Genomic DNA, 23,477 nt, shown 5'->3' with positions numbered 1-23,477 from the left:
ATTCTGTTAGGACATTGACCAGTCGTAACTGGTCTTTCCTACATTCTGCCGTAGAAGGCAGATAAAAGGTGTAGTCATTTTGGGGTATCTTCTAGCCCTGCGTGACGAATGCGTGTACTCCAAAGGAAGCTGTTACAGGCTGGGAACCCAACGCCAGCGTCTGCTGATGAAGAATTTCAGGGGAGAGGTGGTGCCCGGACGGACCCATGAATGCAAGGTTATAGAGATCGTCCGCATTCAGGTTCATCCGATATGTCAGATTCTTGGATCCGCGATGATTAAGGCCTTCAGCCGCAAATTTTTCCACCAAGGCGGCTTGCTTGCCCTGTCCTACGGTGAGCATGCCCAGCGGGTCGACGACTTCGTTGAGATGATCTGGTTCGCCGGTCACGACAATGCATAATCCACCAGTACGCAGTACACGTTGGAACTCTGCCGGGTTATGCGGTGCGAAGCAGTTGATCACCACATCGCGTGATCGGTCGGCAGTAGGCAATTTGCGCCAGACATCCCAGACCACAGCGAGCGTGCTTGGAACCTTCGCGGCACGACGCATGGCAAAGCGGGAGATGTCCAGAGCCAAAGCATCAAGTTCAGCAGCAGGAGAGTTCTCTAGAATCTTCCCCAGGTAGTAGCCGGTACCTGCGCCCGCATCCAGCACGTCAAGCGAATGTCCGTCGTGATGATCATTGATCAGCTCGGACAGCGCGCGCGCCAGAGGCTCATAATGTCCCTTTGACTGGAAAGCATCGCGGGCTTGGACCATGGCCGAGGTGTCTTCGAGGAGGTTCGTTCCTTTGCCAGTAAGGAAGTTGAAGTAACCCTGTTTGGCAGCATCAAAACGATGCCCGGCTTCGCAACTCAGGGTTCTATCCCGAGATTCCTCGAAGCCAAGGGGTTGCTCGCAGACCGGGCAAGTAACGTTCGTGGTGCCGGAGAACATTAGAATTTCAGAACCTCTTGTGCCGTTGCAACGTCCATGCTTTCATGGCGCCACAGTTCGGATTCGTTAATCAAGGAGCGGGTAAGTGCTTTGTCGATATAGACAGTGCCCGACAGATGATCAGTTTCGTGCTGGACAATGCGGGCCTGCCAACCGGAGAAGCTTCGAGTTATTTCCTGGCCGTCCCGATCTTTATAAGTGGCGGTGATATCGGCGGCCCGGCTCACTACGCCTTGGAATCCTTCGAAAGACAGGCAACCTTCGTAGAAGACTGCCGCGCGCTCTGTTGATGCCGTATATACGGGGTTGAAGATCTCGAAGTACTCCAGCGGCTCACGCTCTCTGTGCGAGGCAGCTTCCTCCGGAATGGGATAGAGATCTTCGAGCACGGCAATCTGCAGGGGGATACCCACCTGAGGAGCGGCGAGTCCTACGCCAGGGGCGTCGTACATGGTCTGGCGCATTGCTTCAAGGAGTTCTTCGAGCAGTTCCTGCGGAAGCTGCTGCTCGTAGGCCACCGCCTGCTGGCGGAGAACGGGATGTCCCAGCTGGACAATAGGCAGTATGAGGTTCTCATCTGCAGTCTCCAGGACTTCTCGAACGATATTCTCGATGTCCTGTGCGGTGTACTCGGTGTTCATCGGCAAGCGCTAGTCCGTTCGTATTCGTTGAGCTGAAGTTGAGCCAGGCGCGAGGTGAGTCGGGCCTTTTCAGTGTCATGCAGCATGTGTCCAAGATTGCCCAGATTGTCTGCGGCGTACAGATGGACTTCCACGTTCTTGTCGTAGAAGATATCGATAAGATTCGCCAGTCGGCGTTCCTCATCCATTGGCATGGTGGCACTAGCTGGGATGCAGGTTACATGCCAGCGCGAATACCGGCTTGCCAAATCCAGATAGTCGGCAGTGTTGCGGCGAGTTCGGCAGATCTGATCGAAGCTGATCCAGATCTCATCCGCATTCACGTGGACTGGCCCGATTTCGTCGTAGCCGATCTGGATCATCGTATCGTGGACCGGCAGTTCTCCTGGTGCTTCGAAGAGATTTAGCGTGCCTCTCCGATACCCGTCCAAGACCTGCTCGGGATCGGCGGCGAGCTGTCGGTAGTCCACCGAATGATCCAGTGAGAATACAGTGAAGTCCCGTTGGATCCGGTCAATAATTGGCTGAACCAGGTGATGGAAAGTGTCATCGTCAAGCAGCTTCTCCGGCCCGTAGTTCGACGTAGTGACCAGCTGGATCTCGTGTTCCGTGCAATGCCGAATGAGCTTGGCCATGAACATCGCGTCGCCAGGTTCGGTGCAATGGAACTCATCGAAGACCAGCAACTGCAGTCCAGCGAGCTCGCGCTCAAGCCCTTGCGAGAAAATCGCGCCCAGCGGCTGGCCCGGGACACGGTTGACCGGGGAATTTACGCGCTGGAAGAACTCGTGGAAATGGAAGCGCGCTGTCGTGGTTTCAGGCAGCACCGAGACCAAGGTATTGATGATGAGGGTTTTGCCTCGACCAGGAGGGCCATAAATGTAGACGCCAGGGTGCTTTGCCGTCATCGTCGTACGCAAAGTACGTCCTAGAAGGTCGATCAGATCACTCTGAACCGGGTCAACTTCGATACCTTGCAGCTTGAGAGCTTCGCGGATCTGAAGAGCGTACTTATTCCCGTGGGGAATGCGTAGCAACGGATTAGCCATATCTAAATTTTGCCACTGAGCGCAGACGCGGCCAATCTTCTGTGATGCAATCGCCACCATTCCAGCTTGCAGGGATGCCTTGCGGTGCCGAGGCGACGTTAAAGTGCCTAGTCAAGAAGCCTTCGATTTATTTCGAAACGGATGATTTAAATAGGGGAGTGCTCCCAAAGATGGCTACGAGCCTGTTTAGTCTTGTGAATTTTGAGCATACCTATCGCTTTATCTTGATCCGTGGCCATAATGGACACACCCACAGAGCTGGGTTGAAGCAGTTGAATCGAAGCAGGGCGGGCGAAATGCGGAGAGGGAGCGCGTGAGATGACCAGCGAATTCATTGTCCCAACGGCTGAAGACGAGATCGTCTCCAGCGATCTTTTGGACATGTCGGCAACGGTACTCAAAACCTTGTCGGATCCGGCAAGGCTCCAGATGCTCTGGGCGCTGTCCATGGACGATCTTTCCCTGTCCGATTTGGCTCAGTTGATCGGCGTTAGTCCAACGGTTGCCGGCCAATTGCTATCCAAGCTGCGAGCAGCCGGTGTATTGCAAACGAGGAAGTCCGGCCGCCATGTCATCTACTCGATGCATGATGAGCGATCGCGCGAGTTCATTCGGCAGACCCTGGACTTCGCGAGGCACCGGCTGGATTTGCAGGATCAGCGTCAACAAGCTGAGCAGTAAGCGGCCTTCGAAATCCGAGGCGTAAATGGACGAATAAGGCTACTTCCAGCGACATTGCGAATAAGCCGATAATCTACATTATGTAAAGTAATGGAAATCCACGACTCCCCACGCAGGGTCTCACTGCAGCCATTTGTGCTGGCTGCCCCGTCTATCGAAGCAGGCTCCTTTCATGCCCATCATTCGAAAGTTCGCGGACGCTTCGGCGGGATCTGTGGATCTCAGGTGGTCCTTCGGCGTATCGACCGACAGGCTTTGGCACGCAATGATTGATCGTCAGGCATTGCCACTCTGGCTGGGAACTCACGTCGCTGGAAGCCTTGGCGTGGGTTCTACTGTGCAGATCGAGCATGCGGAAAACTACATCTGCGAAAGCCGGATTGAACAGGTCGAGCCAGCATCCGCCCTCGTGATGTCCTGGAAGTTTCCGGAAGAATCTGTGTCGGAGGTTAGTTTGACTCTGCAGTCGAGCCTCTTCGGAGCTGAACTTGCGCTGAGCCACTCCAAACTCAGCGTTGGCGTCTCGAATTACTTGGCGGGATGGGAAACGCATCTCATGTATCTGGAGGCCGTCCTGCTTGGGGCTCCGCGCTCGATGGATCAATTCTGGGACGTTTATCAGGAGGTATTCGAGAACTAGGGCGCTTTCCTCTTGCCACTCCCCTCGATGTTATTCCAAACGATGATCGATCCGGCTAGAGTACACCGCGCCGGGTCAATGCCGACCTCAAATCCGCAGCGGAAGCAAAGTGATGTGTGTGTGGATCCCGAGATCGGTCGCCCCGACAAGTTTCCCGGCGGAATCGTCGGTAAAGAGGATCTGGTTTGCACACAGGTGCAGAGCATTGATTACGTGCAGAAATGCTCGTCGGTCTGGCTTCGGATAACCGATTTTTGCTGAATTGAATACTCGGGCGACGTGGGTGGCGATTCCTTGCCGCTTAAGTTCGATGTCAATGGTGTCGCTGCCGTTCGTGAGAATGGCGGTGGTGATACCTGCACGTTGTAGATCGTCGAGTAGCTGCAGCACATCGCGATCTACAACGGGCTCTATGCGACCCCATGCGTTGGCGGCTTCCGTGGATCCAATGCTCTTCCCAATCTCCTTGATCCATGTCAAACGAGATATTTTACCTGTAGTGAGTCCTTCCAGGCGAGCAGGGTCGAAAGCCGCCGCGTTCAAAGTGCCCGATGGCAACCCATATTCCATTTCAACGTCAGCAGTGGCGGCCTCGGGAAAGTTGCGGATCACTCCGTCCAAATCGAAAACTACTGCGTGGATCATGGGGCAATCCTGCCAGATGCAGGCGCATTGGGGCATCTGGGGCCAAGTGCATGCGGTGCCTTTCCTGCAGCGAGGGCCTGCCTAGAAATCTAGCAGGTGCTGCGTCAACCGGGAACTCCATGTTCCAGGGCAGGATGTCGGCGGTATCCCGGGAGCCAGATAGGCTAGTACTTGACCGAGTTCCCGGACTACTCCCCTATCTACCTTCAAGGACAGAAAACACCCTATGTCTCCAAGCGCCCTGTACCGTCTAGTTGCCCGCGCTGAAGCTGTCACATGGACGATGCTGATCATCGCATTGATTTTGAAGTACGTCGTCAAGGTTGGTGATTGGCCTGTATCCATTGCCGGCTTCATCCACGGCTTTGTCTTCCTGACTTATGCAACGATGGCTGTGCTCATTGGCATGAATCAGCGCTGGAGGAAGTCGCTGATCATTGGAGCTGCCGCGACCGCCGTCGTCCCATATCTGACCATTCCTTACGACAAGTGGCTGGAACGCAAGGGAAAGCTGGAAGGTACCTGGCGTACCGAAGCAACCGATCATCCAGATGATCGCAAGTGGACCGACGCGACGATGCGTTGGCTTGTTGCCCGCCCGGCGCTGACCACGGTCCTGCTATTCGTCGTTATTGCCGGTATCTTCTCGGCCATGCTTTTCATTGGCCCTCCAGGTGGCGAGCACTAATCATGGATTCTATGAGGAGCAGGCTGCTTTCGCCTGGGCATCACTGAATGCACTGACTCCTCAATCCAATTTGCCTGGCCCGGTCACTTCCATGTGTTCTTGGCCAGGCAAATTCTGTTTAATCCGGACATAGCAGGGTAAGGCTCGAACTACTTGGTGGTGCGTTGCTTCGGTGCGTAGTGAACCATCACCAACATTCCAATTAGCTCTACCAAGGTCTGGCTAACGACCACGGCAGAAGCTAATTCCAGCTCCGCGGGCAAAGCCAGGGCCAGGGGAAGCACCACCAGAGAATTGCGTGTGACGCCGCTGAAAGTAACTGCCCGCCGCGAGGCGGTGGGCAGCTTGAAGAGTTTCCCCGCGGAGTATCCAAGGACATTCATGATGCAGATAAACAGGGCGAAAACCATAATGGCCAGCCCTAATTGACCCAGGCTTGCGCTCACCGTGAAGATCTGCGAGCCCACCACGCTAAATAGCGTTCCCATCATCAACGGAACCATTAGATAGTCGGCCCAATCCCCGATGGGCTCTGCCCAGGTAAATCGTTTGGCGAGTGCCTGGGTGAGTGCTGCTGCCAGCAGTGGGAGCACGATCAGTCCCAGCAGTGCCCCCAGGAAAGGAGCTGGCACGATCACGTCGATCGCCGAGGGTCCAGCAAATATATAGAGGTATGCCGGCACGAGCAGCATCTGCAAGATCAACAAGAGCGGTGTGGCCGCCAGCAACCGTTGGCTGTCTCCCCCGGCTAAGCCGGTAAAGACGATAACGTAGTCGATGCAGGGCGCTAGCAAGACCAGCAGCACGCCGAAGAGCAGTGCCTGGTCCCCCGCCACTATTCGCGATAGCCCGAAGGCCACGAGCGGCACCACGGCAAAGTTGACCGCGCACAGTGCACCCATGAAGCGAGTGTCCCGGAAGGCCTCCGGAAAACGGGTCAGCGGCATGCCCAGGAAAGTAGCGTAGAGCAGCAATCCAAGGAACGGGTTAACCGAGTTCTCGAGACCCTTGCTTGCGGCAGGCAAGGCCAGGCCGAGAACGCAACCGGCAGTGATCGCGGATAAATAGAGGGCGATCTGGTGCGTTTGCATCCATGCATTGCCAGGCCAGATCTTCATAGGACTAATGCTAGAACAATAGCTGCGGCCACCATGGCCGTGAGCTCATTCGGGCGAGCCTCGACGGCGACCTTCTGTGTCTGAACTGACAACGATCCAGCCAACGCCGAATTACTCACGGACACCGGGGTAAACCTATGATGAGTACATGAAGGATTCTATTCGTAAGTGGCCGCTGTGGATGGCTGTCGACGTTGTTCTCATTGTTCTATTCGCCCTGCTCGGTCGACGTGAACACGAGCATGCCTTGAGCATTGGCGGCATCCTGATGACCGCCCTGCCGTTCTTGGTTGCCTACGTCGTCGTGACCTTGCTGTCCAAGCCTTGGACCACGATCAACAAGCTCTTCCCTGTTGGCGTACTGGTCTGGGTGGTGACCGTAGCAGCGGGCCTTGCGCTTCGCGTTGGCATGGATTCCACTGCGGCACTCCCCTTCATCATCGTCGCGACACTGGTTCTGGGCGCATTCTTGATGGGGCGTCGGCTGGTTACCTCGATGGTGGCTAAGCGGCTAGGTAAATAGCAGGCCGCACCCGTAGGAACCGGCAGCGACGAGACCGCTGGCGAAAGTCCCCAGAATAAACTGTTCGGCGGCGCGATGGTTTTTCAGTTCAGAGAACCGGCCAAGACCCTTGACCGCCAAGACGACGGCAATGCCTTCTGGCCAACCGGCCCAGAGGCTTCCAACGATGGCCGTGCGCTCCAGGAGTCCGATCCACAGCCCGCCTCGAAGCGGTGAAGGGTCGGACTCCTCCTTTTGGAGCTCGAGATCATTCTTCGCAGCAAGCCGGAAAACAAGTTCCGTAAACGGACCGCCGAAACTAATGGCAAAGATGGAACTCAGGACGATCGCGTACACCGGCGAAAGCCCGTTCTGCTCTAACGAAGTTTGAGAAGCAACTGCCAGCAGGGCCGAGAGAATGGCGAACAGGGCAGAGCCCACAACTAGCCAGTCGCGGACACGAGCTCGTTTGCCCATGGCATAGCCAAGGTAGGCAGCTATGCAAGAGACAAACGCCGCCAGGCTCAGACTCCCCCAAGCGATCCAAAGCATTTACTGCTCCTTTAGCATCTTCAGCTGTCGGTTCAGCGATTTGGCAGCTTCATCCATCATTCGGTTCGCCTCAAACCATAGCGCGGCCGACAGACGAGAAGAGACAGCCTGCTGGGTGATTCCTAATTCTTGGGCAATCTGCTGCTGGGTCAGGCCTTCATCGGCCAGAGTGCCAGCTTCCCATGCCGTGGCCCGTCGCTTTGAAACTATGCAGGCAGTCAGCTGGAGCTCGGCTTCCAGGCGGGTGGCTTCATGCGACGGTCCATGAACAGCTAGATGCGCATTGGTGTTCTTTGCCCGCTCAACTGCGACACGAGCATATTCAAAGGCAGGCCCCCGTCCGGCACGGGTTTCTTCGGGCAGTGGCGTTTCAACTTGCCCGAAGCCAATGCCGACACTCCAGTCCCCTGAAGCTGCCATCATCACTGCCAAGCGAATTGCTTCGTTGGCGTTATCCAAGACAGCTTGGACTTCATCGCCGGCGGTTCGCTGGAAGGGGCGAACCACTGGAACGGTAGCATTAGCTTGCTTGACTAGAGCCTCCACCTTGTCTTCGGTGGAACGTGAACGCCGCTGGTCAATGGTCAACACAATCATGGAACAATTGTAAAACTTTGTATCCGAATCTACAAATTAAAATCATTGTACTATGCGAAGCGGGGCGATGCGCCCATGCCTCTCATTCGCTGCTTTTCGACTAGAGTTAATTCCAGATCAGTCGCCTCCTGGCAGGCGACAAGTTAGAACCGAAAGGCACAGTGATGGTCACCGCATTCGTCATGATCCAGACTGCAACGGACAGTATCCCTGAATGCGCTAAGCAGATCTCCGCAATCTCGGGCATCAGCGAAGTCTATTCCGTAGCAGGCGACTGGGACTTGATTGCAATTGCACGAGTCAACAAGCACGAGGACCTCGCCGAAGTCATTGCCAATAAGCTTTCCAAGATTCCAGGCATCCGCGGCACCCAGACCCACATTGCATTCCGCGCATATTCGGAACATGATCTTGAAGCAGCCTTTTCCCTTGGCCTAGGCGACTAAGGACTTTTCAAGAACAAAGCCGGCCTTCGGTTCAGCGATTGTAAAATCGCGAACCAAAGACCGGCTTTGTTGGCATCTGACGGTGCTACGCGCCTACGATCGCCTGGGTCGTTGAGGACCAGGCTTCCAAGGTCGCCTCCGCCGCACCGGAATCGATGGAATGCGCCGCTTTCCCAATCGCCGCCCGCATGCGATCTTCGAAACTGCCTTCAGCAGTATCGCTGTAAGCCACCATTCCGGCAGCCGCGTTCAGGAGGACCGCATCTCGAACGGGTCCGGGAGTCCCGGAGATGACATCTCGTACAACCCCTGCGTTATGTAGTGCATCTCCACCGCGCAGATCATTAAGCGTCGCACGGGCAAATCCCACGTCCTGGGCATCGAACGTGAACTCGGTGACCGTGCCGTTGCGCACTTCCCAGACGCGGTTAGCTGCAGTGGTGGTTAGTTCATCCAGTCCGTCATCCCCGCGGAAGACCAGGCCACGCACGCCACGGCTTGCAAGAACGCCCGCCATGATTGGTGCCATGACCATGTCGGAGCAGCCGATGGCGGATGCGCTGGGCAATGCGGGATTGGTCAAGGGGCCCATGAAGTTGAAAGCGGTTGGTATGCGCAATTGACGGCGTGCTCCGGCAACGTGGCGCATCGAGGGATGGAAGACGTTGGCGAAGCAGAACGCAATCCCAACCTTGTCGTACACCTCTACAAGGCGCTCGATTGGTACCTCCAGGCGGACGCCCAATGCTTCAAGCACGTCGGCGGAACCCGAGGACGAAGAGGATGCGCGGTTGCCGTGTTTAACTATGCTCACGCCGGCGCCAGCGCACACCAGTGTGGCCATCGTTGAGATGTTGACCGTGTTCTGGCGATCGCCACCGGTCCCAACAATGTCCAAAGTTTGTGCATCGATGGTCAAAGGGCGCGCATTGGCGACCATGGAGTCCACCAAGCCGGTCAATTCGGCCACGGTCTCACCCTTGGATCGCAGTGCAACCAGGAACCCGGCAATCTGAACGTCGCTCGCCTCGCCGGACATGATCTCATTCATTGCCCAAGCGGCCTGTTCGCGGCTGAGATCGCCACCGTTGATCAGGGTGGCCAATAGATCTGGCCACGTCGGGAACTTTTCGTTTACAAGGCTCGTTGACACATGGGAAAGCCTATCCAGACACCGGGGCGCTACCCAATTCATGTCGTTAGATGATGTGGCTCAGGTCGCTAAAAATGCCTAGTTTCTGGGGTTAAATACGAAACACTTTCGTTGCATAAATGATTGTTTCGTGAGACTCGCCGGACGAAGCTCTACGAATTGTAGAAAGAGTTTTCTCTGTACTTCCGCATGTTTCCGCGGATGTTGCCAAGATGTGGCGCAACAAACCTCTGCCAACCCGCTTTTGCATTGGTATCTGAGGGGCATTTAGAGACATAATGTCAGTGTGACAACTGCGACTCATGCCCCAAATACGACGGCGCCACATGCGCCGAACCGCCCAAACATGGTGTCGGTGGGAACGATGGTGTGGCTCTCCAGCGAGCTCATGTTCTTCGCCGCCCTCTTCGCCATGTACTTCAGCCTCCGGGCTGCCGCGCCCGAACTATGGGCGACTGAAACTGCCAAGCTCAACGTGCCGTTCGCGCTGGTTAACACCATCATCCTGGTGTCCAGCTCGTTCTCGTGCCAGCTAGGCGTGTTCCGTGCCGAAGAATTCAAGCCTCGCCGTTCCGGTGGGCTTTTCAACTTCAAGGAATGGGGAATGATTGAATGGTTCATTCTTACCTTCATCCTTGGCGCGATCTTCGTTTCGGTTCAGGCCTACGAATACGCTGTCCTCGTTAGCGAGGGCGTGGCATTCGACTCGAACTCCTACGCTTCGGCCTTCTACATTACGACCGGCTTCCACGGCATTCACGTCGCTGGTGGTCTGATTGCATTCTTGCTGATCATTGGTCGTGCGATGCTGGCTAAGAAGTTTGGTCACTTCGAAGCAACCGGCTCCATCGTCGTGTCCTACTACTGGCACTTCGTTGACGTTGTTTGGATCGCCCTGTTCGCGATCATCTACTTCTTGAAGTAGCAACTTAAATTCATTAGTTGCCTCAACAAGAAGTACGGCAACACCACACCAAAGAAACTAAGTGAGGAACCAGCAAGTGAAGGCTCTTTCGAAAAAGCGCCGCCACCCGCTCGCCGCTGTGGCCCTGCTTCTGTTCGGATTGCTGATTACCGGCAGTCTTTACACTGCAGCCGGTAACATCAGCGAAGCGAAGGCAGCTGAGACCACTTCTGCATCGCAGGCCGATGTAGAAGAAGGTCAGAAGCTTTTCGTCGCCAACTGCGCTACTTGCCACGGCATGAATGCCGAAGGCTCTGACTCCGGTCCATCGCTGATCGGCGTTGGCGCGGCTTCTGTTGACTTCCAGGTCGGCACCGGCCGTATGCCGATGCAGATGCAGGGCCCGCAGGCCCAGGTCAAGCCAGTACAGTTCGACGACGAGCAGATCTCCCAGCTGGCAGCGTATGTTGCAAGCCTGGGTGCAGGCCCAGCGATCCCTGATGAGGAATACTTGGATACCACCCAGGGCGACGCCGCCCACGGTGGCACCGTCTTCCGTGTGAACTGCGCAATGTGCCACAACGCGGCTGCTGCCGGTGGCGCGTTGACCCGCGGCAAGTTCGCACCAACCCTGACCGGTGTATCCGAGAAGCACATCTACGAAGCGATGGCTACCGGCCCACAGAACATGCCAGTGTTCAACGACTCGAACATCACCCCAGAAGAGAAGCGTGACGTTATCACCTTCCTGAAGACCATTGAAGCAAATGGTTCCGCTGGCGGTGCAGCCCTGGGCTCCCTGGGTCCAGTTGCTGAAGGCCTGTTCACCTGGACCGCAGGTCTGGGTATCATCATTGCCTTCACCATTTGGTTGACCTCGCGTCCTTCCTAAGGCAAACACGCGGCCTCGGCCGTAACCATCACTACGTACATAAATTCCTAACAGAAGGATGAGAGAGAAACATGGGCGACCATAGTCACGGCAGTCCCGAAAACTCGGGCACCGTTGCTAAGGCTGACGATGTAGCTCAGGATCGATTCCCAGATCCGGGCTTACCACCCCATCGTCCGCGTCTCGCAGACCGCGATCCGCGCGCAGCCAAGCGACATGAGCGTCAAGTAGCGCTCCTATTTACCATCTCCATCATCGGCACGCTCTTCTTCTTCGTGGCCTACTTCGTCCTGGGCCACCTGGGCGAGATGACCTTCGCTGAACTGCGTGTGCAGAACGCTGCACTGGGACTGGGCACCGCTTTCGCGATGCTCGGTATCGGTGTGGGTATTGTTCACTGGGCCAAGACCCTGATGCCGGATCACGAGCTCATGGAAATGCGCCACGAGATCCGCTCGGAAGAAGATCGCCAGGATGCCGTCGAAATCATCGATACCGTGCTCGAAGAGTCCGGCATCAAGCGTCGTCCGCTGATCCGCAATACCCTGATCGGTGCCATCGCCTTGGCGCCAATCCCAGCAATCTTCATGTTCCGCGACCTGGATCGCACCGGTAACACCGCGAACGAGATGATCGATTCCCTGCGCCACACCATGTGGGACAAGGGCATCCGTCTGACCCGCGACCCATCTGGTACCCCGATCAAGGCTTCGGATGTGCAGATCGGTTCCGCATTCCACGTGATCCCAGAAGGCCTCAACGAGACCGAGCACCCGCTGAACGAAAAGGCCAAGGCCGTCGTTCTGCTGATGCGCATGGATCCAGCAGAAATGCAGATCTCCGAGGGACGCGAAACCTGGAACGTCGACGGCATCGTCGCATACTCCAAGATTTGCACCCACGTGGGTTGCCCGATTGCTCTGTACGAGCAGCACACCCACCACTTGCTGTGCCCTTGCCACCAGTCGACCTTCGACCTGACGCAGGAATGCAAGGTCATCTTCGGCCCAGCTGGCCACGCACTGCCACAGCTGCCAATTACCGTGGACTCCGAGGGCTACCTGGTAGCTCAGAGTGACTTCCACGAACCAGTTGGCCCGTCCTACTGGGAGCGTGGTTAATCATGACGACGACTAACGAATACCAGGCATCGACCGCTACCGGTCGCATCGCCAACTTCGTGGATTCCCGCGTCGGCGCTTCGGGCATGGTCAAGGAATTCGGTCGCAAGATCTTCCCGGACCACTGGTCGTTCATGTTCGGCGAAGTGGCAATGTACACCTTCGTACTGCTGCTGCTCTCGGGCACCTTCCTGACCTTCTTCTTCGATCCGTCCATGGCTCACGTCGTCTACGACGGCTCGTACGTACCGATGAAGGGTATCGGCATGTCGACGGCTATGGCCTCGACCATGGATATCTCCTTCGACGTGCGCGGCGGCCTGTTCATGCGACAGGTACACCACTGGTCGGCACTGCTGTTCGTCGCTTCCCTGTCCGTGCACATGCTGCGCGTATTCTTCACCGGCGCATTCCGTCGCCCACGTGAACTGAACTGGGTTGTCGGCGGCGTGCTGCTGATCATGGGTCTTGCTGCCGGCTTCACCGGCTACTCCCTGCCAGATGATCTGCTGTCCGGTAACGGCCTGCGCATTATCGATGGCGTCATGAAGGCACTGCCGATCGTCGGCACCTACCTGTCGATGTTCTTCTTCGGCGGCGAGTTCCCTGGCGATACCGTGATTCCGCGACTGTACTCGTTGCACATCATGATTGTTCCTGCGGTCATCATCTTGCTGATCGTTGTGCACCTGTTCATGGTCGTGACCCACAAGCACACCCAGTACCCTGGCCCAGGCCGCACCAACGACAACGTTGTTGGCTTCCCTGTTGGTCCGGTATACGCAGCCAAGGCCGGTGGATTCTTCTTCATCGTCTTCGGCATCGTGGCATTCATTGCTGGCCTGTTCCAGATCAACCCGGTATGGAACTACGGTCCATATGACCCATCTCCTGTTTCGGCTGGTACCCAGCCGGACTGGTACATCGGTTTCGTCGATGGCGCGCTGCGCTTGATGCCAGGTTACCTGGGCAACTTCAGCTTCGAATGGATCATTCCATTCCCATGGGGCGATAACACCCTGGTGATGTCGGTACTGCTGCCAGCACTGGTTCCTGCAGGCGCACTGTTCGCAGTGATGTTCGCATGGCCGTGGATCGAACGCTGGATCACCAAGGACAACCGCGAGCACCACCTGCTCGACCGTCCACGCAACGCTCCATTCCGAACCGCAGTGGGCGCTGCCGGCGTAGTCTTCTACTGCGTCATGTGGGCTGCTGCTTCCTCGGACTTGATCGCGACCCACTTCCACGTGTCGCTGAACGATGTCACCTACTGGCTGCGTACGCTGTTCTTCCTGGGCCCAATCTTCGCCTTCTGGTTGACTCGCCGTATCTGCCTGTCGCTGCAGCGCAAGGATCGCGAGATCGTCCTGCACGGCCGCGAAGCTGGCATCATCCAGATGTCGCCTGAGGGCGGCTTCTCGGAGAAGCACGAGGAAGTTGACGTCTACAAGCGTTACCTGCTGACCAACTACGTTGATCGCCAGTACATCCCGGCTCAGCCTGACGCAGCAGGACACGTCTCCGGTTCGGAGAAGCGTCGTGCAGCAATCTCGAAGTTCTTCTTCGAAGATCGCGTCGCCCCGGTAACCCCATCGGAGCTGGAAGCTGCTCGTGCAGCCCACGGCCACCATGAGGTTGAGGGTGACACGCAGGACTCGATCGCCAAGTAATAGCGACCTGAGTTAGTCACAAAAGGAGGGACACACCTTGCGGTGTGTCCCTCCTTTCGTTAACCCGGCTTTCCCAGGGGTCCCAGTGAGCCTAGCGCCGGTGAGCGCTCCGAAGACGCATGGTGGACGCCCATCGAAATTCCAGTAGCTTAGAACGCCATCTGGCACTGCCGGGTGCTCAGGGTGGAAAGTCCGTTCCTGCTCCCCTAGCCGCGTATCGAGCTGCGCTCCCCAGTGCGGAGAAGAATTGGCCATCCTGTTTGGCACTTCAGTCAGAAATGCCGTTCGGGGCTGAGTGCTACTGCCGGCCTGCAGTGCAGCCATTCTGGATCGGCTGGAATCGAATGCTGCACGCCAATGCCAGTTGCGACTGGCGCAGCTGCCCGGTGTCGTCCCGGGCCGAACCGGAGCGGAGAGCTGCTCAGTGCATTCGTCTTTCCAGCGAAGGCCCTCCAGACTGGGGACGAGCTCAGTTCCGCAATCACGTTCGCCAAGACTTCGAATGCAGCAGTTCAGACTCCCGTTTTGGCGCTCGGCATGGCCGAGCCGATATCCAGAGCGCTCTTCCAAAGGCTGCTCCCCTGCCAGAAAGAATGCCCGGCAGGCACCATGACCTCCAGTCCTGCTTCAGAATCGTTTGAATTGGATGACGGAATAACTCTGGACGCATCGACCGGATGGCAGAATCACGCTGCAAACAAGACTGTGTGATCTAGGGATATATTGGATCTTCGCTACGGCCTATCGCACCAGTGTGGCTGGTTTCCCACTGGACAGGGCGGTTGGAGTGTCCACTTTTCAACTTCCGTCGACATTCCATGTCCTGCTGCCTTGAAGCGGCTTTGAGCTTGCGCCGCGATCTTCTTCCGTGTGCGGGAAACCTGCTTGCTCCTGCTATAGCTCCAAACCGGCGGACCAGGCTGCGGGAGTGCTTATTCAGTAGTTGATGCCCGGAACCATTTTGAACGGCAGATATGGCATCCTTGGGCATGGTTGACGGGTTTGCCTGGTACTTGCCCGTTGAAATCGAAGCAGCCGGCCGCCTGGCCAGGCCAGGCCTAGAAAGTATCGGTGTAGCGAGGCGTGCGTGTGCCCACTCGCTGCAACGGCACGAAGAGCTTGTAGCGGTCTGAGCGGTAGAGCGAAACCGAGTAGTCGGCTAGCCGATCGCCGATGTAGGCATACCGGGTGATCTGCAGGAGCGGGAAGCCTGGTTCTACGCCCAGGAGCACGGCTTGCCGCTTGCTCGCCGCAGTGCTTTCCACCTGGTCCTCACCCCATTCGAGCAAGATGCCATAGCGCTCGTGCAATGCCTGATAGAGCTTTGACGGCGGCTCGCCATCCACAAAGCCAGGCACGAGATCGGCAGGCATATAGTTCTCGTCCAGGCTCATGGGGGTGCCATCGGCCAGCAGCAGGCGCTTGAACTGGACTACGGCAGTACCCTCCTCCACCATCAGCTGCGAAGCCAAGGTGGCGCTGGCTTTGATCTCCGCGAATTCGAGTACATGGGCATCGGGAACCATGCCGCGGCGCATCATATCTTCGGAGTAGGAATGCAGGCGGACACGAAGGTCCAATTTTTCGGGCACGACGAACGTGCCGATTCCCACTACGCGTTTGAGCACTTGTTCATCCACCAAGGCATCGATGGCTTGGCGGATGGTCTTGCGGGCCACGCCGAAGTGCTCTGCCAGCACGCGTTCGGGCGGAAGCTTGTAGCCGGGTTTGCAGGCCTCGCGCGCATGGGTCTTGAGAATCTCTCGGATTTGCCGGTATTTGCTTTGCCGGCTGGCCGGATCAAGGTGCGCCTGGACATGTGGCTGCGGTGCGTGGCGCATGCTGCTTCTCCTTGATCCAAATATCCTGACGGCCTATCGCCATCGAGGAACCCCTATTAAAAGACTAACGGGACGACAAGCAAAATTGCTTGTCGTCCCGTTAGGGTTACTGCCTAGTGAGCGTGATCGCCACGGCTGTATTCGTAAACCCAGCCGGTCACGCCAACGACGGCCAAACCGGCGCCGATGAAGAAGACCCACCAGCCCACAGCGAGGCCAAGGAAGCCAATCGCTGCAGCCGAAGCCAGGACCAGTGGCCACCAGCTCCATGGGGAGAACATTCCGATATCGCCGGCGTTCTCGTGGATTTCGCCATCCACGCGGTCCTCGGGCCTGTTGCCAACGCGCTTAGCGGTGAATAGCAAGTAGCCACCTACCATCGCGGACAATGCGACCAGCATCAGCAATGCCAGGAATCCGACCCATTCGCTCCAGTTGGTCATGTAACCGTAGACAATCGCTACTGGGGTGAAGAAGAAGACGCCACCCAGGAAAATCCAGGATTCAACTTTCATCGTTACACGTCCTTCTGGTCAGCCGAGCCGAAGATCTTCGCAACCGGAGTTTCGGGGGTTACCCGTCCACTCAGTTCCGGGTGGTGCAGATCCAGTGCCGGACGCTCGGAACGGATGCGAGGGATCGAGTGGAAGTTGTGGCGTGGTGGAGGGCAAGAAGTTGCCCATTCCAGCGATGCGCCGAAGCCCCATGGATCATCTACTTCGACCTTCTTGGCGTTTCGGTGGGTTACCCACACGTTCCAGAAGAATGGAATCATCGACGCACCCAGAATGAATGCGAAGACGGTCGAAACCTGGTTCATGGTGGTGAAGCCATCTTCAGGCATGTAGTCGGCGTAGCGACGTGGCATGCCCATAACGCCCAGCCAGTGCTGGATCAGGAAGGTGCCGTGGAAGCCGATGAACAGCAACCAGAAGTGAATCTTGCCAAGACGCTCGTTGAGCATCTTGCCGGTCCACTTCGGCCACCAGAAGTAGAAGCCAGCGAACATCGCGAACACAACGGTACCGAAGACTACGTAGTGGAAGTGAGCCACAACGAAGTAGGTATCCGATACGTGGAAGTCCAGCGACGGAGCCGACAGGATAATACCGGTCAGACCGCCGAACAGGAAGGTGATCATGAAGCCCATGCTCCAGAGCATTGGGGTTTCGAAGGTGATCGAGCCGCGCCACAGGGTTCCGATCCAGTTGAAGAACTTCACACCGGTTGGAACTGCGATCAGCATGGTCATGAAGCCGAAGAACGGCAGCATTACCGAGCCAGTGACGTACATGTGGTGTGCCCACACGGAAACCGACAGTGCAGCAATCGAGATGGTCGCGAAGACCAGGCCCTTGTAGCCGAAGATCGGCTTGCGGGAGAACACTGGGAAGATCTCGGAGACGATGCCGAAGAACGGCAAAGCAATGATGTAGACCTCAGGGTGCCCGAAGAACCAGAACAGGTGCTGCCATAGTACGGCACCGCCATTCTCTGGGTCGAAGATGTGGGCACCGAAGCGGCGGTCTGCACCCAGTGCGAACAGCGCAGCTGCCAGTGGCGGGAAAGCCATCAGGACCAGCAACGAGGTGATCAAGGTGTTCCACGAGAAGATCGACATGCGCCACATGGTCATGCCAGGTGCACGCAGGCAGATGATCGTGGTGATGAAGTTGACGGCGCCAAGGATGGTACCGAAGCCCGACAGTGCAAGGCCGAAGACCCAGAGGTCTCCGCCGATTCCTGGCGAGAAGGTGGTGTTCGACAGCGGAGCGTAAGCGAACCAACCGAAGCTAGCTGCACCCTGGGGGGTGAGGTAGCCGGACAGAGCGATCAGCGAGCCCAGCGAGAAGAACCAGAAAGCCAATGCATTCAGACGTGGGAAGGCCACATCCGGGGAACCGATCTGCAGGGGCATCATGACGTTGGCGAAACCTGCGAACAGCGGGGTTGCGAACATCAAGAGCATGACAGTGCCGTGCATGGTGAACAGCTGGTTGTACTGTTCCTTGGTCTGCAGGATCTGCATGCCTGGTTCGAACAGCTCTGCACGAATCAGCAGCGCCATAACGCCACCGACACAGAACAGGATGAACGAGCTGATCAGGTACATGTACCCGATCTTCTTGTGGTCGGTCGAAGTAATGTAGTCGACGAACAGACGACCCTTGGACTTCGGCACTACGGCTGGAGCAATCGACTTCACGTCGTCAGTTGCATATTCAAACGTTGTCATGATTACTCTCCTTCCCCGTGCTCTACTACGACGCCGTTAACAACATCTGGCTTACGGTCGTACTCTTCACCAATGTGTCCATCTTCCATCTTTGCCAGCTGAGCCTTGAACTCGGACTCATTGACAACCTCGACGTTGAAGAGCATCTCGGAGTGGTACTCGCCGCAAAGCTCGGCGCACTTTCCGTCGTAGCTGCCTTCAACCTGTGGAGTCAGGTAGATGTAGTTGGTCTTGCCTGGGATCATGTCCAGCTTCTGCAAGAAGGCTGGTACCCAGAAGGAGTGGATGACATCGCGGCTATTCAGCTCAAGGGTTACCGACTTGCCCGCTGGCAGGTACAAGGTTGGCAGTTCTTCGCGAACGCCTTCCGAGCCATCGGTGTTCAGGTGAGCCTGTTCGCCGGCGTAATACTTCTCGGTGCCCTGGTAGCTGTAGTTGAAGTCCCACGACCATTGCTTGGCTCGGACGTCGACTACGACCTCAGAATCAACAGGGGCGTTGATCTGCTTTTCCAGGGTGTTGTTGAAGCTAAAGAAGACTAGAACAAGGACCAAAGGAATGGCCGTGTAGAAGATCTCCAATGGCAGGTTGTAGCTCAGCTGACGCGGGTAACCCGTATCGTTCTTGCGGCGGCGGTAGGCGATGACGCACCAGAGCATCAATCCCCAGGTCAATACGCCGACGACAATAACAGCGATCCACGAGTTAACCCAGAAATCCTGGATTGCCCCGGTGTGGTTGGTGGTGTCGCGCTCCACGTTTGGGAGCCAACCGCGTTTTGCCTCCGCTGTACATCCCGTCAACAGCAATGCGCCAGTGCCGACTAAAGCCAGTACTTTGGCTTTAGCGGACCCGCGACTGCCGGTTCGGTCTTGCGAACTCACAGACGGCCCTTCCTCTTTGTTGGTGCAGAATGTGGTCTTCATAAGTCACCTCGTGGTTTAAACGAGTTGCACGGTGAGGTGGCTCACGAAGGGAAACATAGTTTTACTACTTAATGTAGAGCTTACCCTCTTTGGGGTCAGAATGCCGAAAAACGCCGCTGTGCTAACGAGAAATTTCTTCAACGTTTGAACAGCGGCGTTTGTTCCCTACGGCCTAGTGGAAGGAATCTCCACAGGCGCAGGAACCCGATGCGGCCGGGTTGTCGATGGTGAAGCCCTGCTTCGAGATGGTGTCCTCGAAATCAATGGACGCGCCAGCGAGGTACGGGACGCTCATCTTGTCAACGATGACCTCAACGCCATCGAAGTTGCGTACCGCGTCGCCGTCGAGCATGCGCTCATCGAAGTAAAGCTGGTAGATAAGGCCCGAGCAGCCACCTGGCTGCACGGCGATGCGGAGACGAAGATCATCCCGGCCTTCCTGTTCCAGAAGCGAGCGAACCTTGTCCGCCGCCACGTCGGAAATCTCTACCTCATGGGTTGGCACCTCAGTTGGATCGCCCTTGGTCTGGTCAACAGATGCAGTCATGATTTTCCTCCCATACTGCTCGATGCGGCACCAAGCTCCAGATTTGTTACTGGAACCGGCACCTCTGTTCTTGCTTCTATCCTACGTCGCTACGCTGAAGAATTCTTCCCCTGCGTCTCTCCGTATGACACGGTTCATAGTCCCTTGGCGTTGATCCTCGCCAGCATGAGGGCTTCAGCCTCAATTGCGTGCTGGAAGTCGCCTAGATGCAGCGACTCGTTGGCCGAGTGCGCACGCGAATCGGGATCCTCGACACCGGTCACCAGGATCTGCGCCTTCGGGAAAACTTCCAGCAAATCTGCGATGAATGGAATTGATCCACCCAGGCCCATATTCACTGGTACAACGCCCCAAGCTTGTTCAAGCGCCCAGCGCGCAGTGTCATTTGCCGAAGCGTCCAGGTTCGCCTTGTAGGCGTTGCCTGCTTCGGTGACGACAAATTCAACCTCGGCACCGCGAAGGTCAACGCTTTTGACGTGTGCCTCAAGGGCCTTGAGCGCATCTGCAGGATTCTGCCCTGGGGCCAGGCGCATCGATACCTTGAAACGCGTTGCCGGCAGCAAGGTATTCGACGAGTGGTCGACACTCGGGATATCCATTCCAATCACGCTCAGTGCTGGTTTATTCCACAAGCGGTCGGTGATCTTGCCGGTGCCGGCAAGCTGGAAGGATTCCAGAACGCCGGAGTCCCTGCGGAATTCGGCTTCGTCGAAGTCGACTTCAGCGATGTCGTTGGCAACCAGGCCGGCAACGGCAACAGAACCGTCTTCGTTGTGGAAGCTGGAGATCAACTTGGCGGCGAGAATCGGGCCATCGAGAACTGGTCCGCCAAACATGCCCGAGTGAACTGCATGGTTCAACGAGCGAACGGTGATCTCCGCTGCGCACATGCCGCGCAGCGAGCTGGTCAGTGCTGGGGTTCCAACCGACCAGTTGGACGAGTCGGCAACTACGATCACATCTGCTGCCAACTTGTCCTGATGGGCTTCGAGGAAGTTGCGGAATGATGGGGATCCTGCTTCTTCCTCCCCCTCGAAGAAGTAGGTTACGCCGACGCCGAAATCGCCAATGAGGTCCAGCACGGCGCGCATCGCCGCGATGTGGACCATGATGCCGGCCTTGTCGTCAGCGGCACCGCGGCCGAACAGCCGGTCCCCTACTTTCGTGGCTTCGAATACCGGGGTGTTCCAGTCCGCCTCGTTGCCAGGAGGCTGGACGTCGTGGTGTGCGTACAGGAGCACGGTTGGCTTTCCGGGTGCCGCCTTGCGCTGGGCTACCACGGCAGGCGCGCCCATAGCGCCGTTCTGCGCAGGCTCGCGCAGGATTTCCACGGTCTCCATCCCGGCCGACTTGGCCAATTCGGCCACTGCCGCAGCCGATTTTTCCAGGTTCTGCGGGTCGAAGGATTCCCATGCGATGCTCGGGATCGCGACCAGGGAAGTGAGCTCTTCGAGGATCTTCTCGAAGTTCGTGTCGATGTGGCTTTTTAGCGCGGCAATATCGACGCCGCTTGCAACAGCGTCGAAGGTAGTATTTTCGGTCATGCCTTCAGCCTAGCAATTCCTCGCGTATCGAATGTCACGCCGCTAACTATTTCCGGCTAGAATAGAGGGGTGTTTGGACGTAAGAAGGATGAACCTCAATCCCCCGTAAATGTGGAGTCTGCCCAGCAGGCCCCGGAAACAACCGACGGCCGCAAGACTGGTCCAACGCCCAAGCGCAATGCGCAGCAGGCGAACCGTCAGCGCCCGTTGGTTCCTACCGATCGCAAGGCCGCTAAGGAAGCCCAGCGTCAACAGCGTGTTGAAGCGCAGAATCGTTTGCGCTTAGCCAACGAAACTGGCGATGAACGCTACCTGATGCCACGCGACAAGGGTGAGCAGAAGCGCTACACCCGTAACTTCATTGACTCTCGCTGGATGTTCGGCGAGTTCATGATGTTCATCATCCTGGCCTTCTTGGTTGTCTCGCTGGTGTTCCAGCGCAACCTGCAGATCCAGATGTTTGTGCAGGCAGCCCTCTGGGTTGTTATCGCACTGATCATCATCGAAGCAATTGTGACGACCATCCTCTTGAAGAAGCGCCTGGTCGCCAAGTTCGGCCACATGGAAAAGGGCGTACGCATGTACGCGGCAATGCGTGGAATGCAGTTCCGCAAATTGCGCCTGCCAAAGCCACAGGTCAAGCGCGGCGCAAATATCGACTAGTCGATACCGCTAGACCGCAAAGGGGCAAGCTCGCTGAGCTTGCCCCTTTCTAGTTAATTGCTTGGTTGAATAACAATGTTCAAAATTTGTGGAGCCAACTACAAGGTGATGCAAATTCTGCGATAGGAATATCGTTGCCGCGACGCATTTCTGCCAATCCTGTCCGTGCTCGCAGCATGCGGCCTTGTTGGCTCCGATACAAGGATTCATCCCGGTCGGCAACCGTTATTGCCACCTTCTCCCCTAGCGCGGCTGCCCTTGCCTAGTCTCCTGATCCAAGTTGCGTTCAAAGCTGTTGCAGGCAGGACGTACGCAGAAGATGGGCCCGGTTAACGCGGAATGGCTCCGATTCTTCGAGAATCGGAGCCATTCCGGAGCATTTGGGAAATTCCACTCCAAAGAACTAGAGCATGTGCTCCAGGTCCTTATTGATCGAACGTGCCCAGAACGGACCCTCGTAGAGGAATGCGGTGTAACCCTGTACCAGGTCCGCGCCTGCGTCCAGGCGTTCCTTCACATCCGCGGCATTTTCCACGCCGCCGACGGCGATCAGAGCCATCTCGGCCGGAACAAGTGCACGCAACTGGCGAAGAACTTCAAGCGATCGCTGCTTGAGCGGAGCGCCAGATAGCCCGCCGGCGCCAATCTCTTCAACCTTGGACGCATCGCTGGTCAAGTTCTCGCGACCGATGGTCGTATTGGTGGCAATAATGCCGTCGAGTTCAAGTTCCATGGCCAAGCGTGCAACGTCAGCGACATCCTCATCGCTAAGATCGGGAGCAATCTTGACCAGCAAGGGAATATGGCGGCCGGCAACCTTGTCAGCCAACTGGCCGACTTCCGAAAGCAGCGGACGAAGAGAGTCAACGCTCTGGAGCAGGCGCAGACCCGGGGTGTTGGGGCTCGAAACATTGACGACCAGGTAATCTGCGTGGATCGCCAGCTGGCAGGTGGACGCCAGGTAATCCCCTACCGCGTCTTCCAGCTCTACAACCTTGGTCTTGCCGATATTCACGCCGATGACCGGGCGGGTTCCAGCGTAACCAGTCTTGAGCTCTTGGCGAGAACTGGCGACACGGGCAGCGACAGTTTCGGCGCCTTCGTTGTTGAAGCCCATCCGGTTGACTACCGCGCGGTCCTCAACCAAGCGGAAGAGCCGCGGTTGCGGGTTGCCGGACTGGGCCTGTCCGGTGACGGTTCCGATTTCAACATGGCCGAAACCGATATCGCTCAACGCCAGGATTCCGGTGGCGCCCTTGTCGAAGCCAGCAGCCAATCCGAATGGGGATGGGAAGTCGATGCCCATAACGGTGCGCTTCAGCTTGGGTGCCGGAGCGAAGAACTTGCGAGCTGCCTTAGTGAGCCCTGCGCGTTGCGCAATCTTGATCGCGTTGAATGCAAAATGGTGAGCCTGTTCAGGATCCATCTTGGTGAACACGTGCTTGAAGACCAGTGGGTATATGCGCATGGAACCA

At 56.9% G+C, this 23,477-nt stretch carries 25 protein-coding genes; 10 read left to right on the top strand and 15 right to left on the bottom strand.

What is annotated here, in order from left to right; all coding sequences use genetic code 11:
* Positions 1 to 91 precede the first annotated feature (91 nt).
* The 3 genes from AC1Z36_RS11860 to zapE are packed head-to-tail and all read right to left on the bottom strand — an operon-like array spanning position 92 to position 2,633.
* A complete protein-coding gene (locus AC1Z36_RS11860) occupies positions 92 to 943 on the bottom strand; it encodes a putative RNA methyltransferase (RefSeq protein WP_483561274.1) in 852 nt (283 codons plus the stop codon).
* Positions 943 to 1,584, bottom strand: coding sequence for a peptide deformylase (gene def / locus AC1Z36_RS11855; protein WP_105657851.1), 642 nt, complete (start codon positions 1,582 to 1,584; stop codon positions 943 to 945). The genes AC1Z36_RS11860 and def overlap by 1 nt, the downstream gene beginning before the upstream one ends.
* Positions 1,581 to 2,633, bottom strand: a complete 1,053-nt coding sequence (gene zapE, locus AC1Z36_RS11850) for an AFG1/ZapE family ATPase (protein WP_181148991.1) — start codon at positions 2,631 to 2,633, stop codon at positions 1,581 to 1,583. Before zapE ends, def begins: the two co-directional genes overlap by 4 nt.
* A 318-nt stretch (positions 2,634 to 2,951) precedes the next feature.
* Between zapE and AC1Z36_RS11845 the strand changes: the two genes are divergently transcribed.
* Complete coding sequence (locus tag AC1Z36_RS11845) at positions 2,952 to 3,314, top strand: ArsR/SmtB family transcription factor (RefSeq protein ID WP_105659237.1); 363 nt, start codon at positions 2,952 to 2,954, stop codon at positions 3,312 to 3,314.
* A 172-nt stretch (positions 3,315 to 3,486) separates the two neighbouring features.
* Positions 3,487 to 3,954: an SRPBCC domain-containing protein gene (locus tag AC1Z36_RS11840; protein ID WP_105661270.1), complete on the top strand. Its 468-nt coding sequence runs from the start codon at positions 3,487 to 3,489 to the stop codon at positions 3,952 to 3,954.
* Between the two features lie 87 nt (positions 3,955 to 4,041).
* Here AC1Z36_RS11840 and AC1Z36_RS11835 read toward each other — a convergent pair whose 3' ends face one another.
* Positions 4,042 to 4,599: an HAD-IA family hydrolase gene (locus AC1Z36_RS11835; protein WP_483561273.1), complete on the bottom strand. Its 558-nt coding sequence runs from the start codon at positions 4,597 to 4,599 to the stop codon at positions 4,042 to 4,044.
* Between the two features lie 226 nt (positions 4,600 to 4,825).
* Here AC1Z36_RS11835 and AC1Z36_RS11830 point away from each other — a divergent pair, with 226 nt between their 5' ends.
* Positions 4,826 to 5,287 (top strand): DUF3817 domain-containing protein, encoded by a 462-nt coding sequence (locus AC1Z36_RS11830; protein ID WP_105661272.1) that lies wholly within the window; start codon positions 4,826 to 4,828, stop codon positions 5,285 to 5,287.
* A gap of 149 nt (positions 5,288 to 5,436) precedes the next feature.
* Here AC1Z36_RS11830 and AC1Z36_RS11825 read toward each other — a convergent pair whose 3' ends face one another.
* Complete coding sequence (locus AC1Z36_RS11825; RefSeq protein WP_105661273.1) at positions 5,437 to 6,405, bottom strand: arsenic resistance protein; 969 nt, start codon at positions 6,403 to 6,405, stop codon at positions 5,437 to 5,439.
* Between the two features lie 148 nt (positions 6,406 to 6,553).
* Here AC1Z36_RS11825 and AC1Z36_RS11820 point away from each other — a divergent pair, with 148 nt between their 5' ends.
* Entirely contained in the window at positions 6,554 to 6,928 is a 375-nt protein-coding gene (locus AC1Z36_RS11820) for a DUF3054 domain-containing protein (protein WP_105658356.1), read from the top strand.
* On the opposite strand, the gene AC1Z36_RS11815 is transcribed toward AC1Z36_RS11820, so the two are convergent.
* Both AC1Z36_RS11815 and AC1Z36_RS11810 read right to left on the bottom strand, forming a co-directional pair.
* Positions 6,917 to 7,459: a hypothetical protein gene (locus AC1Z36_RS11815; RefSeq protein WP_402696173.1), complete on the bottom strand. Its 543-nt coding sequence runs from the start codon at positions 7,457 to 7,459 to the stop codon at positions 6,917 to 6,919. The genes AC1Z36_RS11820 and AC1Z36_RS11815 overlap by 12 nt on opposite strands.
* Positions 7,460 to 8,056 carry a sigma factor-like helix-turn-helix DNA-binding protein gene (locus AC1Z36_RS11810; RefSeq protein WP_105661274.1) on the bottom strand — a complete coding sequence of 199 codons (597 nt, stop codon included), beginning with the start codon at positions 8,054 to 8,056 and terminating at the stop codon, positions 7,460 to 7,462.
* Positions 8,057 to 8,220: 164 nt separating this feature from the next.
* Between AC1Z36_RS11810 and AC1Z36_RS11805 the strand changes: the two genes are divergently transcribed.
* A complete protein-coding gene (locus AC1Z36_RS11805; protein WP_105658354.1) occupies positions 8,221 to 8,502 on the top strand; it encodes an Lrp/AsnC family transcriptional regulator in 282 nt (93 codons plus the stop codon).
* 85 nt (positions 8,503 to 8,587) lie between these two features.
* Here AC1Z36_RS11805 and trpD read toward each other — a convergent pair whose 3' ends face one another.
* Positions 8,588 to 9,655: an anthranilate phosphoribosyltransferase gene (gene trpD, locus AC1Z36_RS11800; protein ID WP_105661275.1), complete on the bottom strand. Its 1,068-nt coding sequence runs from the start codon at positions 9,653 to 9,655 to the stop codon at positions 8,588 to 8,590.
* Between the two features lie 286 nt (positions 9,656 to 9,941).
* Between trpD and ctaE the strand changes: the two genes are divergently transcribed.
* The 4 genes from ctaE (at position 9,942) to qcrB (ending at position 14,245) form a co-directional block, all read left to right on the top strand.
* Entirely contained in the window at positions 9,942 to 10,580 is a 639-nt protein-coding gene (gene ctaE / locus AC1Z36_RS11795) for an aa3-type cytochrome oxidase subunit III (protein ID WP_105658353.1), read from the top strand.
* Positions 10,581 to 10,656: 76 nt separating this feature from the next.
* A complete protein-coding gene (qcrC, locus tag AC1Z36_RS11790; RefSeq protein ID WP_105658352.1) occupies positions 10,657 to 11,451 on the top strand; it encodes a cytochrome bc1 complex diheme cytochrome c subunit in 795 nt (264 codons plus the stop codon).
* Between the two features lie 71 nt (positions 11,452 to 11,522).
* The gene (gene qcrA, locus AC1Z36_RS11785; RefSeq protein WP_105658351.1) at positions 11,523 to 12,572 is read left to right on the top strand and encodes a cytochrome bc1 complex Rieske iron-sulfur subunit; all 1,050 of its coding nucleotides are present in this window, start codon (positions 11,523 to 11,525) and stop codon (positions 12,570 to 12,572) included.
* 2 nt (positions 12,573 to 12,574) lie between these two features.
* On the top strand, positions 12,575 to 14,245 hold the full coding sequence (qcrB, locus tag AC1Z36_RS11780; protein ID WP_483561272.1) for a cytochrome bc1 complex cytochrome b subunit: 1,671 nt from the start codon (positions 12,575 to 12,577) through the stop codon (positions 14,243 to 14,245).
* 1,058 nt (positions 14,246 to 15,303) lie between these two features.
* On the opposite strand, the gene AC1Z36_RS11775 is transcribed toward qcrB, so the two are convergent.
* The 6 genes from AC1Z36_RS11775 to AC1Z36_RS11750 form a co-directional block, all read right to left on the bottom strand.
* Entirely contained in the window at positions 15,304 to 16,086 is a 783-nt protein-coding gene (locus AC1Z36_RS11775; protein WP_105658348.1) for a GntR family transcriptional regulator, read from the bottom strand.
* Positions 16,087 to 16,199: 113 nt separating this feature from the next.
* A complete protein-coding gene (locus AC1Z36_RS11770; protein WP_105658347.1) occupies positions 16,200 to 16,601 on the bottom strand; it encodes a cytochrome c oxidase subunit 4 in 402 nt (133 codons plus the stop codon).
* Positions 16,602 to 16,603: 2 nt separating this feature from the next.
* On the bottom strand, positions 16,604 to 18,322 hold the full coding sequence (gene ctaD, locus AC1Z36_RS11765; RefSeq protein ID WP_483561271.1) for an aa3-type cytochrome oxidase subunit I: 1,719 nt from the start codon (positions 18,320 to 18,322) through the stop codon (positions 16,604 to 16,606).
* 2 nt (positions 18,323 to 18,324) lie between these two features.
* Positions 18,325 to 19,206: an aa3-type cytochrome oxidase subunit II gene (gene ctaC / locus AC1Z36_RS11760; RefSeq protein WP_105658345.1), complete on the bottom strand. Its 882-nt coding sequence runs from the start codon at positions 19,204 to 19,206 to the stop codon at positions 18,325 to 18,327.
* Between the two features lie 214 nt (positions 19,207 to 19,420).
* On the bottom strand, positions 19,421 to 19,795 hold the full coding sequence (locus AC1Z36_RS11755) for a HesB/IscA family protein (protein WP_105658344.1): 375 nt from the start codon (positions 19,793 to 19,795) through the stop codon (positions 19,421 to 19,423).
* A 134-nt stretch (positions 19,796 to 19,929) separates the two neighbouring features.
* On the bottom strand, positions 19,930 to 21,339 hold the full coding sequence (locus tag AC1Z36_RS11750; protein WP_105661277.1) for a dipeptidase: 1,410 nt from the start codon (positions 21,337 to 21,339) through the stop codon (positions 19,930 to 19,932).
* Positions 21,340 to 21,408: 69 nt separating this feature from the next.
* On the opposite strand from AC1Z36_RS11750, the gene AC1Z36_RS11745 reads away from it, so the two are divergent.
* Positions 21,409 to 22,002, top strand: a complete 594-nt coding sequence (locus tag AC1Z36_RS11745; protein ID WP_105658342.1) for a DUF3043 domain-containing protein — start codon at positions 21,409 to 21,411, stop codon at positions 22,000 to 22,002.
* Between the two features lie 403 nt (positions 22,003 to 22,405).
* Here the strand turns inward: AC1Z36_RS11745 and AC1Z36_RS11740 are convergent, their stop codons facing one another.
* A complete protein-coding gene (locus AC1Z36_RS11740; RefSeq protein WP_483561270.1) occupies positions 22,406 to 23,470 on the bottom strand; it encodes a quinone-dependent dihydroorotate dehydrogenase in 1,065 nt (354 codons plus the stop codon).
* Between the last annotated feature and the right edge of the window lie 7 nt (positions 23,471 to 23,477).

The sequence above is a fragment of the Glutamicibacter sp. BS14 genome (assembly GCF_056934375.1).
The sequence above is the reverse complement of the archived record's forward strand: the minus strand, read 5'-3'. Positions and strand labels throughout refer to the sequence as shown.